The organism is Moorena sp. SIOASIH, assembly GCF_010671925.1.
Classification (GTDB): Bacteria; Cyanobacteriota; Cyanobacteriia; order Cyanobacteriales; family Coleofasciculaceae; genus Moorena.
On record NZ_JAAHIH010000001.1, the window covers coordinates 336,886 to 351,926 of the forward strand.

16 protein-coding genes and 1 pseudogene are annotated in these 15,041 nt (G+C 43.7%); 8 read left to right on the forward strand and 9 right to left on the reverse strand.

The features are described 5' to 3' along the window. Positions 1-13: 13 nt before the first annotated feature. From F6J90_RS01435 to F6J90_RS01460, 6 genes and pseudogenes are all read right to left on the reverse strand, one after another. A complete protein-coding gene (locus tag F6J90_RS01435; protein WP_008179375.1) occupies positions 14-379 on the reverse strand; it encodes a response regulator in 366 nt (121 codons plus the stop codon). A 22-nt stretch (positions 380-401) separates the two neighbouring features. Further along, positions 402-1,202 (reverse strand): annotated as a pseudogene (locus tag F6J90_RS01440) (NUDIX hydrolase). Next, entirely contained in the window at positions 1,199-1,765 is a 567-nt protein-coding gene (locus F6J90_RS01445) for a nicotinate-nucleotide adenylyltransferase (protein ID WP_293090755.1), read from the reverse strand. Before F6J90_RS01445 ends, F6J90_RS01440 begins: the two are co-directional and overlap by 4 nt. Positions 1,766-2,462: 697 nt before the next feature. Then, positions 2,463-4,040 carry a mechanosensitive ion channel family protein gene (locus tag F6J90_RS01450; protein WP_293090756.1) on the reverse strand — a complete coding sequence of 526 codons (1,578 nt, stop codon included), beginning with the start codon at positions 4,038-4,040 and terminating at the stop codon, positions 2,463-2,465. Positions 4,041-4,976: 936 nt separating this feature from the next. Further along, complete coding sequence (locus tag F6J90_RS01455; RefSeq protein ID WP_293090757.1) at positions 4,977-5,099, reverse strand: hypothetical protein; 123 nt, start codon at positions 5,097-5,099, stop codon at positions 4,977-4,979. Positions 5,100-5,139: 40 nt separating this feature from the next. Further along, a complete protein-coding gene (locus tag F6J90_RS01460; RefSeq protein ID WP_293090758.1) occupies positions 5,140-5,331 on the reverse strand; it encodes a hypothetical protein in 192 nt (63 codons plus the stop codon). Between the two features lie 259 nt (positions 5,332-5,590). Between F6J90_RS01460 and F6J90_RS01465 the strand changes: the two genes are divergently transcribed. After that, positions 5,591-7,843: an ABC transporter substrate-binding protein gene (locus F6J90_RS01465; RefSeq protein WP_293090759.1), complete on the forward strand. Its 2,253-nt coding sequence runs from the start codon at positions 5,591-5,593 to the stop codon at positions 7,841-7,843. A gap of 131 nt (positions 7,844-7,974) precedes the next feature. On the opposite strand, the gene F6J90_RS01470 is transcribed toward F6J90_RS01465, so the two are convergent. Next, positions 7,975-9,327, reverse strand: coding sequence for a nicotinate phosphoribosyltransferase (locus F6J90_RS01470; RefSeq protein WP_293090760.1), 1,353 nt, complete (start codon positions 9,325-9,327; stop codon positions 7,975-7,977). Between the two features lie 373 nt (positions 9,328-9,700). Here F6J90_RS01470 and F6J90_RS01475 point away from each other — a divergent pair, with 373 nt between their 5' ends. Next, the gene (locus F6J90_RS01475) at positions 9,701-9,850 is read left to right on the forward strand and encodes a hypothetical protein (protein WP_198954255.1); all 150 of its coding nucleotides are present in this window, start codon (positions 9,701-9,703) and stop codon (positions 9,848-9,850) included. 250 nt (positions 9,851-10,100) lie between these two features. Here F6J90_RS01475 and F6J90_RS01480 read toward each other — a convergent pair whose 3' ends face one another. Beyond that, positions 10,101-10,751, reverse strand: coding sequence for a glutathione S-transferase family protein (locus F6J90_RS01480; protein ID WP_293090761.1), 651 nt, complete (start codon positions 10,749-10,751; stop codon positions 10,101-10,103). Between the two features lie 97 nt (positions 10,752-10,848). Continuing rightward, complete coding sequence (locus F6J90_RS01485; RefSeq protein ID WP_293090762.1) at positions 10,849-11,556, reverse strand: diacylglycerol/polyprenol kinase family protein; 708 nt, start codon at positions 11,554-11,556, stop codon at positions 10,849-10,851. A gap of 62 nt (positions 11,557-11,618) precedes the next feature. On the opposite strand from F6J90_RS01485, the gene yidD reads away from it, so the two are divergent. The 6 genes from yidD (at position 11,619) to murQ (ending at position 14,997) form a co-directional block, all read left to right on the forward strand. Then, complete coding sequence (yidD, locus tag F6J90_RS01490; RefSeq protein ID WP_293090763.1) at positions 11,619-11,930, forward strand: membrane protein insertion efficiency factor YidD; 312 nt, start codon at positions 11,619-11,621, stop codon at positions 11,928-11,930. Positions 11,931-12,185: 255 nt separating this feature from the next. Then, a complete protein-coding gene (locus F6J90_RS01495; protein WP_293090764.1) occupies positions 12,186-12,359 on the forward strand; it encodes a hypothetical protein in 174 nt (57 codons plus the stop codon). A gap of 15 nt (positions 12,360-12,374) precedes the next feature. Further along, entirely contained in the window at positions 12,375-13,085 is a 711-nt protein-coding gene (locus F6J90_RS01500; protein ID WP_293090765.1) for a M15 family metallopeptidase, read from the forward strand. Positions 13,086-13,370: 285 nt separating this feature from the next. Next, positions 13,371-13,742, forward strand: a complete 372-nt coding sequence (locus F6J90_RS01505) for a DUF3110 domain-containing protein (protein ID WP_366513709.1) — start codon at positions 13,371-13,373, stop codon at positions 13,740-13,742. 91 nt (positions 13,743-13,833) lie between these two features. Next, the gene (locus tag F6J90_RS01510; RefSeq protein WP_293090767.1) at positions 13,834-14,055 is read left to right on the forward strand and encodes a hypothetical protein; all 222 of its coding nucleotides are present in this window, start codon (positions 13,834-13,836) and stop codon (positions 14,053-14,055) included. A 3-nt stretch (positions 14,056-14,058) separates the two neighbouring features. After that, entirely contained in the window at positions 14,059-14,997 is a 939-nt protein-coding gene (gene murQ, locus F6J90_RS01515; protein ID WP_293090768.1) for an N-acetylmuramic acid 6-phosphate etherase, read from the forward strand. The last annotated feature ends 44 nt before the right edge of the window (positions 14,998-15,041 follow it).

The following is a 15,041-nucleotide window of genomic DNA, read 5'->3' on the forward strand; positions in this document are numbered from 1 at the left end:
AGCGGACTGGATATCAATTGGTTATTTCTTCCTCTATGGCTTGTTCTATTTCTCTGAGAAGCGCTGGTTTGACTAGATAACGACGAGCTCCTAGTCTGAGAGCTCGCTTTTTGTCTGCTGGGAAGGAGTAGGCAGAAAGGATAACTATAGGGATTGTTGCCCATTGGGATTTCTTGAGTTTTTCGATCAAGGTAAAGCCATCAACTTCTGGTAATTTGAGATCCAGCAGAATCAAGTCAGGTTGAAAGTCGGCGAGGTCTCGTTTAATGGTTAACCCATGGGGTAAAGCGCAAACGTCATACCCTTGCAACTGAAGGTATTCAGTGATAACTTCTCGATTGAAATCGTCATCCTCAATGAATAGGATTTTCTGAACCACAATTACAGATGTTTTTTCATTGCTACATAAATACCAACGGTTTATCCTTTAAACGAGCATATGCCTCCGCATCAAAGCGGTACAAACTTCATGGACGACCTGCTCCATGAGATACTTTTCAACTAGTATCCGCCAGGAAGCATAGCTTTAAAAGACGAGGGCTAAAATTGTAATAATCCGAGACGTTTTCCCAAAAAACTGTGGTGTACAGTTGATAAATATTATAGATATTATTGAGGGTAAATACATCTCGGAACACGTCAAAGCCGACAGGATTGTCTGCCAATTTGTTGCGCAAATGCCTTTGACCATAGTCCAAAATTGGATTATGCTCAAAGGGGACTTGCGGCACATGCTCGATGGAATACCAGGTAATACCACTGACATCATCTGTGTTGAATTTAGCTTCTTCTAGTCCCACTAGGGCAAAGTAACTGACGGATAGGTAACCCATGGCGTAGTGGTGGTTATAGGTAACCTCGACTCTAACCAATTTTGGTTGATAACGACCTAGTTCTCCGAAAGTGTACAGTTGCTCTAGGTTCACGTTGTTAACTCGAATTTTCTCTGCCCAAATCCGGTCGCGTAGCTTGGCCATTCGCGTAGCGTGGCCGATTGGCCTTGGCCAATCGGCAGCATTGTCTAATGATTCTCCGTCCCACACCAAGGTTCCTGGTAAACTCGATTTACTGAGGAAGGCTTCCTCTTGGAGTACCAAAAGGCGGCTTTGTTGGGTATTGACGGAAAAAATCACATGATCAACCCCGACCTGGACGTTGGCTAGAGCTGGTAGTTTGACCTGTCTGGTGCTGCTTTGGGTCATTGGTACAACTGCTCTTGATGGATATAGTCCTTAACCAGAGGAGTCAGTGCTGTTGTATCACCATTCTCACGATACGCTGTAGAGGAAACTGATGGTACCGTAATATTAGCGATCGCTAATTGTGCTCCTAGATGCTTCAACTTTTCTAAACTAGCCTGATCTACTCCATATCCTGAACGAGGTATCACCAGCAACTGTACTTGTTTTAACAATTGTTCAATTTGATACCAACGGGGCATCTGACGGATTAAATCAGTACCAATCACCAGAGTCAAGTTTGCCTGTAATCCCCAGCGCTGTTTAACTAGTGCTATGGTTTCCCAGGTTCTTGGGCTACTCAAGTCGGGGCTGACACGGATCGGATTTTGATACGGGTCAATCTCCTCAATCAGTAACTTGAGCATGTGGGAACGTTGTTCGAGGGTGGTCTGATGAGACTTGAATGGATTATCTGAGGCCCAAACCACCACTTGGTCATAGTGATGGGATAGCCACTGGAGAATGGCTTGATGAGCACAAGTTGGGGGATCTGCACTGGTACCAAACAGGGCAATATTGACCATAGTTAGTTAAAAGTTAGTTAAAAGCTCAAAGGGGTTTGAGATTAGGTTTGCTCTTCAGCATCTAGTGCGTGAAAAGTGATCTAAGCCTAGCGTTGGGTTTTAGCTTCAGAATTATAAAATTTAAACGCGCCACGGCTTAGGGTACACTCAAAGGAAACAGGATGCGATGGACTTCGTCCCGCTTTCAGCGAACGCTTGAACTGCTACAAGCTATATATAGCTTATTTGCTTAAGTCCTGATACCAATGGTGATAGCCCCCTAGTTGAAGGACTTTTGTCAATCAACTAGGGGGCATGACAGTAGGTACAATGGACAGAACCTGAGAAATGGGGCAACTCAAATAGGATTTACCCAGAACTCCAACTGATCAGGACTTACCTAGTAACTCCCTTGAGTAGGGTGTGTTATTAACCCACCCTACTAAGCTGTCGCCTATTTAACTTGTCTATTTTTGAGTAAGGGGGAAAAACTCTACAATCCTCTCCCCTTGACGATTCAATTTATAAATCAATTAGATGTAGATACGACCGATATATGCTTGATATAGATGCCTGACAGCTTACTTATCCCTCTTACCGCTGTTCTATCTCTTCCATCCCACCACAAATCATCTCTCTAAAAGTGCAATGCCCCTCAAACTGCGGGAGTTTCAACTGCCTGCTCAACTGCTGGAATCTCACCTCCATTGCCTAAGCCCTATTGTTTCAAAATAAACACCGGATCCTGAGCGTTTAATTCAATTCCCTCCTGGTCAAAGGCATCCTTGATCATTTTACGAAGCACTAGCTTAATCAGGCGGTGCTTTCCAGGTTTAACTTTGGTAATGGTTCGTATGGACAGATCAAAATCCCCAAAGTCCTCGATTCCATCCACTTTGGTCGGTTCAAGTACCTCCGAATACTTCTCTTTTAACTGGTGTCCCACCTTTTCGATCACCCTGTACACCTGATCGAGGTCAGCATCATATTCTATGCCAACTTCCACTACAGCATAGATATAGTCCTTGGAGTAGTTGGTAATTGAGCCAATATCCCCGTTCCGAATAATATGCATTTGACCATTGAAGTGTCGAATACGGGTAGTTCTCAGTTCAATCGCCTCCACAATCCCCTCGGCTTCCCCTGTTTGGATATAGTCACCTACCAGGTAGTAGTTTTCAAAGAGAATAAAGAATCCACTAACCATATCGTTAATGAGATTCTGCGCCCCAAGACCGACCGCTAGCCCCACAATGCCAGCACCCGCTAGGATTGGGGTGGCGTCAATTTCTATGGTATCGAGGATCAATATACCCGAACCGAAGTAAATCAAGTACTTCAGTAAACTCTCTAGTACCGGAATAATCGTTAACCGCTTTTTTCGCTGCACATCAGTCAGCTTCGGGTACCTAAGCAGTGCTTCTTCGAGGAACAAATTGGCGATCACGATCAAGCCACGACTCAGGAAGATGATACCGATAATTTTGACAGCTTTCGATCCATAGGTGGCTAAGTTAGCAATTATCTCTACCTGCTCAACCACCAGGGTGGCCATGGTAACATAGATTATATATTCTAGGCACCGCTTAAAGAAAGGAATCAGATGCCTGAGATTGCTATAGAATCGCAGGATATTATCAGGGCTAGAGTATTGAACAGTCAGGTTGTCTATGCTATCGATAATGACCACGATGGATCTCAGAATGAGCAACCCGATTCCAATAATCACATAGATGTTCAGAACAACGTACAGATACTTAGATATGGATTCTGGCACTTTTAGAAACTGGCTACACCAGATTAGGGAAAGCAGCCAGAGTCCACTGCTAAGGATTTTGGTTAAGTAACTAAAGAAATCCTCAATGCTTTCATCACTAGCAGTGATTTGTTCTAGTTTCTTTGCCCGAACGCAGCCATAGTTGAGCAAACGCTGCAAGGGTTTCATGGCGAACGCAACTAGCATCAGAAGGCAGATGCATTTGCCTAACCCAGTGCCAAGGGTTATCCAGAATCCTTTGGGAATATTGCTCACTAACCCGAGTGTGTATTCCTTGAGGTCTTTCCCGCGATAGATCAGCCAACCGTTGCCACCAACAATTACAAGGCATAGCGCTATACAACAGATAACGATCAGCGCCTGGAGGTTCCGGCGGAGGTTTCTAGCATTGCTGTTCACCTTTTGGAACCAAGCAACTCTGATCAGTTGCTTGAATAGTCTACCCACCAGCCAGTTGACTAGACCGAAAACTAAGATGACCAGGCTGATTTCAGCCAAGATAATAATTATGTTGTTCACTTAACAAATCAGCTCAACCTTTCAGTATAATAGAATACTTTACTCATTAAATATAAATTATATTCTTAACTACAATTAAATTGATACCACTACAGGAAGGTTCATCCACCGCCTCATAGCCATAAGTTCATGAAGGTTTCACAAGGTTTTTCTTGACAGTGTTCCATGGAAAGGAAACGCCTAGGTCGATTTGCGCCATTTGATCACAACTTGAGATCAGATCATAACTTGAGCTTTATTTCACATTTATTTCACATTTATTTCACATTTATTTCATAATTAATCCCTGTTTTTACTTATGCTTCATAATCTTTGCTTAAAAGGTTTAATGGTGTATTGTTTTATTTAATGAAAGAATTAAACAGGTATTTAAACATGGAAAAGCCCACATTCAGATGATAGCAACAGAAGTTAACCCTTCCAAAGCTGACTGCTGAGGGGCTGAGCTCTGAATGCTTACGAGTTATTAGTTTATCCAATTTATAGCACGGAAGTCCCAGTCATCAACCTGAGGATCTTACCTAAAAGCAATTGCTATTGCCCTATTACAGAAAATAGGGAATAGGGAATAGGGAATAGGGAATAGGGAATAGGGAATAGGGAATAGGGAATAGGGTAACAATCCTGTATACATCATTAATATGATAACCTCTATATTAAAAATAAGTAATACATAAATAGAGAGAATAAAATGACAAAATTTTTGATAAAATTGCCACATAGTTGAGTATAAAATACCTAAGGGATGTTTGTTGTTTTTAGACAGGATTGATTGGAAAAACGTTGAATTGGCTAGACTTCAGTCTATTAATTATTGGTTATTGGTCATTTTTAACAAGCCTTTATCCTGTTTTCAATGATGTTATTGACAGTTCTAATTCGTGGTTTTTAGAAAGGCTTAATCGCCGCCATTGCAGCAAGGGGGTGATTGCCCAGTCACGAAGCCAGGTAAGGTTGAACGCGATCGCGTGGCCTTTTGGCCAAGGTTTGAAGGTTGAAGGTTGAAGGTTGAAGGTTGATGGTTGATGGTTGAACGCGATCGCGTGGCCTTTTGGCCAAGGTTTGATGGTTTAGGCTTGAAGGTTGATGGTTTGATGGTTTAAGCTTGAAGGTTGATGGTTTGATGGTTTAGGCTTGAAGGTTGATGGTTTGATGGTTTAAGCTTGAAGGTTTGATGGTTGAACGCGATCGCGTGGCCTTTTGGCCAAGGTTTGATGGTTTGATGGTTGAAGATTAGAGGCTTAAGAACTGAAAGCCGGATGTATAACTGGCAACCTGTAACGTTAAACATGTAACATGTAACATGTAACGTAAAATATCAACTTTATAACGTTAAACCTGTAAACTATAACGTTAAACCTGTAACCTGTAACCTTGGCCAAAAGGCCACGCGATCGCGTTCAACCTGTAACCTTGGCCAAAAGGCCACGCGATCGCGTTCAACCTTCAACCTGTAACTTTAAACCTGTAACTTTCAACCTGTAACGTTAAACCTGTAACCTGTAACCTGTAACCTGTAATCTGTGACCATTCAACTGATCAGGTGATATATGCTAAAAAAAGCCATCGTATTAGTATCTATCGTACTGCTTGCCTGCGCTACAGTTGTAGCAATTGATACCTTCGAGGGATATCAAGAGAGGATAACCATTGCGATCGCAGCTCCGTTAAGCAATGCTAGTGAATCAGCACAACGCTCAGGCAGAGCAATGGTAGACGGTGCTGAACTTTACATTAACCAAGTTAACAAGGCTGGCGGTGTTAAGGGTAAAAAGTTTAAGCTAGAGGTTTATGATGACCAAGGCAATCCGGATGTGGCACGCCAGGTTGCGAAGAAGATTGCTCAATCAAATGCGATCGCAGTGATTGGTCATTACAGTAGTGGCGTATCTACGGCTGCTGGCAAAGTTTATCAAGACCATAAGATTCCTGCGGTGACCGGCTCAGCTACTGCTGATGCGGTCACCGAATCGAACCGTTGGTATTTTCGCACCATTTTTTCGAATAGTGCTCAGGGTACTTTTATTGCCAATTATATCCAAAAAATTCTGGGATCTTCAAAGATTAGCCTAGTTTCCAGCCCCAGCACTTATGGCTTGACCTTAGGGAAGACTGTTGAAGAGACGTTTCGGGAGTTAGGGGGAGAAGTAGTCAGTAAGTGGGTATTAGGGGATGATATAGACCAAGCCATAGAAACGATTTATCAAGATTTATTGGCTTTAAAAAATAGCGGGAAAGACCCAGGAGTGATTGTGATGACAGCGAATCGCAATCAAGTGGCTGGATTAATTGCCAAAATGAAGAGTTCTGGGATGGATTTCCCCATTTTTGGCGGTGACTCTTTAGCGGAAATATCGCTGGGGCAAAGGTTTGAAGACTCCCCAGAGGAGAGGAATGAACCAGGCTTCTTTACCAATGGAATTTATGCCATAGCTCCGATTATTTTTGATATTTCTGATGATAGCGGTCAACAGTTCAGAAACGAATTTGAAAAGCAGTACAAACAAGCGCCGGGATGGGTGGCGACTTGCTATTATGATGCGGCAAAAGCCATTGTTGAGGGAATTAAACGCTCTGATATTACCTGGGACGATTTACCGAAAGACCGTTTGATGCTCAAAGAAAGCTTAGCAACTATTAATAGCCAGGAAACGGCTTTCAAGGGGGCAACCAGAAATATTTATTTTGACTATTACGGCAATGCAGTAGCACCAGTTTTTGTGGGTATTTTTGATAGAAGAAATTTTATTTCAGCGTTTAGCCAGCTGCAAATAATCCCGGACTTACGGGCTGTTGCTAATCTGGAGGAACAGCTCGACAGTGGTGAAATTGTAAAGGTTGGTAATAACTATATGGTAAAAACCCATATCGTTTACACCGGGATGGATATCAATGAAATTAGTCACATAGATGAAAAAACGTCCTCCTATTTGGTGGATTTTTACATTTGGTTTAGGTACCAAGGCGATATTCCAGCAGACCAAATCGAGTTCACAAATTATGGCATTGAGCGGCTAGATTCAGGAGAAAAATTGACCTTAAAGGAACCGATAGATACAGATTTAAATGATGGGATTAATTATAAAGTCTACCGGGTTAAAGGCGATTTTCATGAAAAGTTTGATTTTCACGATTACCCGTTTGACCATCAGACTCTATCAGCCAGATTTCGACATCTCAACCTAACCCGGGACAAGCTAATTTATGTAGTGGACTTCGTGGGAATGCGAGATACCACTACAGAAGAAGTTCTCAAAAATTGGGAGAGAGCTAAAGTGTTTCAGCAGATTACCGATTGGAGTGTTGAGAATGCTACCTTTTTCCAGGATACGGTGATTAACGATTCCACCTTGGGCAATCGACGATTTATCGACACAGATTCAGATATCGAATATTCCCGATTCAATGTGGTTATTAAAATCAAGCGGGATTTAGTCAGTTTCAGTATCAAGAATCTATTGCCTCTACTGTTTTTTGTGGTGGTGGGATACCTGTTCATGTTTCTCCCTTTCGATCACATGTCCGTAGAAGCAGTAAGTGGCTTGCTACTAGCGATTGTCTTTTACCATTTGAGCTTGATAGAAGGACTACCGGAGGGGGTTGGCTATGTAGTGGCTCTCGACTATGCCTTTTTTATCGTTTATGTACTCAATGGCTTACAGTTGTTGATGGTGGTGATTGGGAATAGTGAGGGGTTTCAGTCTGGTAAAATCAAGATTAGCAAATTAATGGAGTTTGGAAGAGTGGCGTTTCCAGTGATTTTGGTAGTTTACACGTCTCTTCTGTGCTGGCGGTATTTGTAGCAATTTGTTATAGCGGTTTGCGACTTGATTAAGTACATATTTCTGGTTTTTTAGGGAGTAGGGAGTAGGGAGCAGGGAGTAGGGAATAGAGCAGTTGGCATTCAATCTAAGTTATTGATTAATGTGTAAGCTTACCCTTTGGAGGTAGCTATGGTTAGTTGTTGTAGGCAATCAGAAATTTCTACAGGTAGTGGGGTTGGCTGATGAAGTTGTCGGGTTGAAGTGGTAAGACTGGCAACAGAGGCAGCTGTGCGTTTTTGGATGGTGTCTAAGGATTCTGGTGGCTTGAGTCGTTGACCTTGTTTCATGACTTGTTGCAGCAGAGGTTGTTCATGATCTTGGCAGGATTCAGCCATCAATCCTAGCCGGTCTTTGATAACTGTATCTTGGTGAAATTGGCGATAGATTTGCTTGCGTCCTGGATAGGTGATTTTGCTACTGGACTGTTTCATGGTGGGAATGCCATCAATGTCTACTAATTTGTAGACTCCATTGACTGGGTTTCCAGTGACTAGCCGAGTTCCAAGTCCATAACCGTCGATACAAGCACCAGCCTGTTTGAGTTTGGCTATTTCATACTCGTCTAAATCCCCACTGGCAAAAATTGCGACATTGGGTAAATGCGATCGCACCTTTTGGGACAAGGTCACTAAATCCCCAGAATCCAAACGTACTCCAGTCACTTGGATTTCCCCAGCTGCGATTCGTTGAGCCAGACTCTTAGCGGCTGCTACAGTATCATAGGTATCTATTAATAAGGGAGCATTGGGAAAATAGCGATAAAAGGCCGTAAAGGCATCCTGCTCACTGCCAGATACTGCTGTGATCGCCATGACCAAAGCATGAGCCATGGTTCCTTGAGGCTGACATCCTAATTTAAGGGCTGCTAATACATTAGATGTGCCATCCAATCCAGCTGCTATAGCTGCTCGTGCTGCCCACAGGGATGCCTGAGGACTAAAGGCCCGTCGAGTGCCAAACTCTAGTAAGGTAGCCTCGGCCCCCACCACATCTCTTAGCCGTGCTGCCTTAGTGGCAATTAAGGTCTGATAGTTAATTGTATTGAGTAGGTAAGTTTCTACTATCTGTGCTTGCCACAGAGGAGCATCCACCCGCAAAAACGGTTCATTAGCAAACATTGCTGTTCCCTCGGGCACTGCCCAGACATCACCGGTGAAGCTTCCTTCTGCTAAGAGTGACCAAAACTGTTCCGGTGCTCCCTGAAAAATGTCTGTTTGTTGTAATCGCTCCAGTGCCTGGGGACTAAAGCGAAACTGCTCCAGGTAGTCGAGTACCTGAGCGAGTCCCATAGCAATCAAGTAACCAAAGCCATTAGGTAAACGTCGGGCAAATAGTTCAAAGGAGGCTGGTTTTTGGGCTAAGCCTTCACCGGTATAACAGGCTGTCATGGTCAGCTGATACAGGTCAGTTAATAAGCTATAATCCTTAGCCGTAGGTATTAATTCCTGGTCTTTATAATTCATGGTAGTACTGTGTGAAGAGTAATGTTTAACATAAGGTAAAGAAAGTTTAAATAGGTACAGATTTGTTAACAAGCCTCTCAAAATTACCAAACAAATCTTAGTGATTAGTTAAGCTTGATCAAAGTATTGCAAATATTACCAAACAAATATTACTAATCCTGGCACTGAATCGATAATCCTCGATAAGATATAAGTACAGGCAGAAAGAAACATCTTTCAGTCTGTAGTCACAGTTAAGAATCAATGATTTGAGGACAGCCATTTGAGGACAGCGGGACAGTAATCGTGAACCACCAGAAAAGGTAAACGCTCGCGCTAATTATAACCACTGCTGTTTTCAACTCTAACTCAACTAATTCAGGAGAGCAATTTTATGGGTTTTTACAAACTATTGGAAAGCAGTATTCAATATCTTTCTGAAGCGGTAGCTAGGATTTTTGGACCTAATGATGACATTTATCCTGCTATTGGTGTTCAACCCTTTAGCGGTGATCCCTTTGAGCAGAAAGAAGCATCTTGGTAAATTCTTCGATTTTAGCTATATTTTGAACCCTGAATTATAGCGGTTCTTGCTGGCATAGACAACACCCTTAGGGACCCACGCCGTGGGTCCCTAAAGCTAATGTGGGGTTGCCTATTGGCGGGATGATTTAAGCTGGGAGCGAACACTGTGATCCAGGTCATGTGGTAATGTAGCGGTTCTGATAACTCCCTACTCCCTACTCCCTACTCCCGACTCCCATTAACTCAGACGTTGCCAATTTTCTAGTGGTTTACCGTGACAAAATTGCTTTCACCTTTGCTTTAAAGATTTCAAACTGCTCTGGTGTTGGTTGAACTTGCTGCCAACTTTCCCGTTGCTGTAAAGCTGTTTGCCAATTTTGGACTGAGGGATAGTCAGCTAAAGAAACGCCGATCTTGCTGAGAAAATAGACGGACAAACCGGCGACAATATCGGCTAAGGTAAATTGCCCTTCTACAAAGTAGTTTTTATCGCCCAATTTTTCGTTATAAAATTTCATCACTGTGGCAACTTGTTTTTGAGCTTGTTCTAATTTTTTTGCTTCTACTTCAATCTCCAATTTATGGCGCATACAGGTTACGATAGCAGGAGCTAGCTCATTGACGTTGACCAGTTCTATCATCCTCACTGTAGCAATAGCTTGGGGGTCAGTGGGCATGAGAGCAGGAGTTGGATATTTAGCTTCTAAATAATCTAAGATGGCTAAGGATTCTATCACTTTAAATCCATCATCGATTAGGACTGGAACGTGATGAAAAGGATTGATTTCAATAAATTCTGGCGTAAATTGATCTCCATCTAATTTTATTTCAACAGGCTCAAAATCAATCTTTTTTTCTAATAAAGCAATCCATACCCGTCGGGCATTGTTGGACATGGGATTATTGTAAAACTGTAACATTGAATCAATTATCTCTTACTATCAAGGTTGGATTTATTCTTATTTTAATATCTACTTTCAAGCACAAGCTCATAAACTGAGCTATTCCAAGAACCCTTTAACCCAAGCTGAGGATTTGACTTAAAAAGAACCCTACTGCTGCACTACCGATAGGAACTGTGAGATTATCAATACCGAACTTGGAGAAGGCTTCTAAGACTGTGGCAAAGAATGCGATCGCAATTGACATCAACCAGGTTTGCCAGACATTACCTTGAACAGCGAAAAGGATCAGGCTACTGACTACATAGCTAGTTACCGCCATGGTCAGAGAACCTTCCCAGCTTTTTTGCATCCCCCAAGCCTGATAGGGATGTTGGCCAAATTTCTGACCAATCAGTCCTGCCAGTCCATCTCCCCATGCCATCACTAAAATACCAATAGCGGCATACTGGAATTGTTGTAAGGGCCAAAACCAGGCAATCACGACACCAATACTGACAGCATAGAAGAAAGTGCCTAGGCTTTTGCGCCCAACGCTGTTAATACCAGGCAAAATAGGAATGTAATAGGACAAAAGAGCGATCGCACCAGCGATAACTGATGCCAAGATACCTACCCAGCCAGGTATTTGTAGCCACCAAGCCACTAAAATCACGTTACCCGTGCCAATGTGAACAATTTTACGGGTAATTTCTGAATCCCTGGCGGTGCGCTGATGTAGCGTTTCCGCCAGCAGCACAATCGCACCGAGACCGACAGCAATCAGCGCAATTTGCAGCCATAGGGTTGGGATTGATTCTATCCAGGGTACAGAATTAAACAAGGATTTGATGGCAGCATACTTTAAGACCTATTTATTACTGTATTAGATGGGGTGACCATTACATGAAACTTTTACTGATTTGGCTAATTCGAGGCTATCGAGCTTTTATTTCGCCCCTATTTCCCCCAGTCTGTCGCTTTCGACCAACCTGTTCCCAGTATGCTATCCAAGCGATTGAGCGCTTTGGTGTCTGTCGGGGGGGTTGGCTAGGAATTCGCCGTATTCTACGGTGTCATCCTCTCTATCCAGGGGGTTATGATCCCGTGCCTGACGTTTATCCTAATGGTAATAGGGATAAATCTAGAAGTGTTGAACTTCGGAACAGGGAACAGGAAACAGAGAACAGGGAACAGGGAACAGGGAACGGGGAATAAGTAGTGGCTCTTGTGGTTTGAGTATGGTAAAAAAGTAGTTAGATCATGCAAGAGGCAAGAGGCAAGAGGCAAGAGGCAAGAGGCAAGAGGCAAGAGGCAAGAGGCAAGAGGCAAGAGGCAAGAGGCAAGAGGCAAGAGGCAAGAGGCAAGAGTTTTTTTAGTTTGATTGTTTTATTAGTTAAAAATGTTACCGTTCAAAGACTTTAAAGATTTTCTAATTTTGCCAAAAGATATGCTTCGAGCTGATCAACGCTTTTGTTTTATAACTCAAAAAATTCCCAAAAGAAAAACTATACCGGTTCTCATAGTAATGAGAGTAATGAGGTAAACATAATTTTTTACCCTTTCTTTCTTCCCTACTCCCTACTCCCTACTCCCTACTCCCTACTCCCGCGCAACCCACTCCTAGTAAGTACTTCAACCAATTGAGAACTGCTATAACTTATGAAATCTTATCAGCAAATCCCAATTGTAGAGTGTGGAGAACCCCTCATCCCCATTCCCTTAGAACAATTTGCCGCTCGTACCCCTCACCCCTACCAAAAACTGGGGGCACCTTATGGTAAGGCTTCTCCTTATTATCTGCGCCAGAGTGTGATCGAAGCACTAATGATGGCTCAAAGCCAACTCCAACAGCAGCATCCAGGTTGGCGCATCCAGATTTTTGATGGCTATCGACCGGTGGAAGTCCAACAATTCATGGTTGACCATACCTTTGCCCAAGTAGCTCAGGCACAACAACTCAACCCAACCACCCTATCGGAAAAACAACAGCAAGCCATTTGGGAACAAGTCTATCAATTTTGGGCAGTACCCAGCTCTAACCCCATGACTCCACCCCCTCACAGTACAGGTGCTGCCTTAGATATTACCCTGGTGGATGCTACTGGTGAAACCATTGATATGGGCTCTGAGATTGATGAAGTCTCACCACGCTCCCATCCCGATTATTACGCCAATCAGCAAGACTTGCCTTATCACCACAATCGACAGCTGTTAAAAAATTTAATGTACTCGGCTGGGTTCCGGTGTCATCCTAGAGAGTGGTGGCATTTTTGCCTCGGAGACCAAATGTGGGCTTGGCTGCGCAATCAAGAAGATTCAACCAATACCTTTATGGCACGATATGGTGGTGTTGACTGCGAAGCGTTTTAAGTCCTGAGACTGAGTCGGAGAGTGGATCAGTCCTAAGTGGGGAGCGTGCTAAGTGCGGAGCGTGGTGATAGCTCAGTTGCTGCTAAGATGGTTTAGCAGTGGCATTGTAGTGGAATTATTAATCAAGTAGCTCAAAGAATGCTACAAATAGACCATTTTTTATTGCCCCTCTTGCCTCTCTTGGCCCTCCTGCTATCTCTCCCTGGCATTAAAGCAAAATGGTATCAGATATCCTATAAAAACAATGAAAAAATAACGATTACTTAAGGTTATATAAGATTTATGATGGCACCTAAGCAAGTATACGTCCTTTTATTTAATGCCCGGACAGAAAACGAGGGAATTCACACTATCCAAATTGGCGATAAGCAAACGGTATTGATGTTTGAAAAAGAAGACGATGCTACCCGCTTTGCTTTATTGCTCGAAGCCCAGGATTTCCCAACACCCACCGTAGAAGCTATCGATCTAGAAGAGATTGAGGAGTTTTGCCAATCGGCTGGTTATGACTCGGAGTTGGTTACTGAAGGAATGTTGGCCATGCCACCGGAAACAAATCTAGAAAAGACTGATTGGCAACCTGACGTCAAGAAAACCGAAGAACCAGAAATCTCAGATCTAGACCGCATTCGCCGTCAGTTGGAAAATTTATTGTAAACTTATAAAAATTTGAGGAAGACTTTTTAACTGTCCACCTTGAGCCGTCAACCAAACAACCTTCAACGGTTCAACCTTCAACGGTTCAACCTTGGCATTTCGGCCACGCTACCCGAACAACCTACCCTACGGGAACGCCAAAGGCGAACAACCTTGGCCAAAAGGCCAAGCTACGCGAACAACCCTTCAACCAAATAACCTTCAACCTTGGCATTTCGGCCACGCGCTTCGCAGCAAAGCGGGACTTCGTCCATCGCGTTCAACCTTGGCCAAAAGGCCACGCTACGCGAACAACCCTTCTACCAATGACTAAATAATGCAAAATTTAGAACAACGAGGACATCTACTGACCGAACAGATTAATCCCAATAGTCAGAACCTTGACCAGCTGACATCCCTAGAGTTAGTGGATCTGTTTAATCAAGAAGATACCAAAACCCTAGATGCGATCGCAGCAGCTCGTAGCCAGCTAGCTCAAGCCATTGACAGCACAGCATTGGCATTGCGTCAAGGAGGATGCCTCTTCTACGTGGGGGCTGGTACCAGTGGACGCTTGGGAGTCCTCGATGCTGCCGAATGTCCCCCCACCTTTTGTACACCCCCAGACCTAGTCCAAGGGATCATTGCTGGAGGAGCAGGGGCATTGGTGCGGAGTTCTGAAGATTTGGAAGACCGACGGGAAGATGGTGCAAAAGCGATCGCCCATCGCCGGGTACATGACCTAGATGTGGTGGTAGGCATTACCGCAGGTGGTACCACACCCTTTGTCCATGGCGCACTCCAAGAGGCACGACGGCGGGGCGCAACCACGATTGCGATCGCTTGTGTCCCCCCTGAACAGGTCAGTATTGATGCTGATATCGATATTCGGCTGCTAGTTGGTCCGGAAATCCTAGCTGGCTCTACTCGCCTCAAAGCCGGTACTGTCACTAAAATGGCCTTGAATATCCTTTCCACTGGAGCCATGGTAAAGCTTGGCAAAGTCTACGGCAATCGCATGGTAGATGTGGCAGTGACCAACAAGAAACTTCATGACCGAGCCCTGCGTATCCTCAAAGACCTGACCAACCTCAGCCGAGAAGACTGCGCTCACTTACTAGAGCGCAGTGGAAGGCAGGTAAAACTAGCGCTACTAATGTACTGGACAGGATTAGACCAGGTAGAGGGAGCCAGCTTCCTACAGCAAAACCAAAGTGATCTCAGAGCCGCTCTCCAAAGTTGGAAACAAACTAGTACTCCATCAAAATTGAATTGAAAATGAATTGAGGGCTATAGCGTTTCCTAGTAAGGGTGAGGTAC

Coding starts and splice junctions, on each gene's coding strand:
- F6J90_RS01445 (WP_293090755.1), bottom strand. CDS start 1,765: ATGGTCAATATTGCCCTGTTTGGTACCAGTGCAGATCCCCCAACTTGT.
- F6J90_RS01460 (WP_293090758.1), bottom strand. CDS start 5,331: ATGTTTAACGTTACAGGTTGCCAGTTATACATCCGGCTTTCAGTTCTT.
- F6J90_RS01465 (WP_293090759.1), top strand. CDS start 5,591: ATGCTAAAAAAAGCCATCGTATTAGTATCTATCGTACTGCTTGCCTGC.
- F6J90_RS01470 (WP_293090760.1), bottom strand. CDS start 9,327: ATGAATTATAAAGACCAGGAATTAATACCTACGGCTAAGGATTATAGC.
- F6J90_RS01475 (WP_198954255.1), top strand. CDS start 9,701: ATGGGTTTTTACAAACTATTGGAAAGCAGTATTCAATATCTTTCTGAA.
- F6J90_RS01480 (WP_293090761.1), bottom strand. CDS start 10,751: ATGTTACAGTTTTACAATAATCCCATGTCCAACAATGCCCGACGGGTA.
- yidD (WP_293090763.1), top strand. CDS start 11,619: ATGAAACTTTTACTGATTTGGCTAATTCGAGGCTATCGAGCTTTTATT.
- F6J90_RS01500 (WP_293090765.1), top strand. CDS start 12,375: ATGAAATCTTATCAGCAAATCCCAATTGTAGAGTGTGGAGAACCCCTC.
- F6J90_RS01505 (WP_366513709.1), top strand. CDS start 13,371: ATGGCACCTAAGCAAGTATACGTCCTTTTATTTAATGCCCGGACAGAA.
- murQ (WP_293090768.1), top strand. CDS start 14,059: ATGCAAAATTTAGAACAACGAGGACATCTACTGACCGAACAGATTAAT.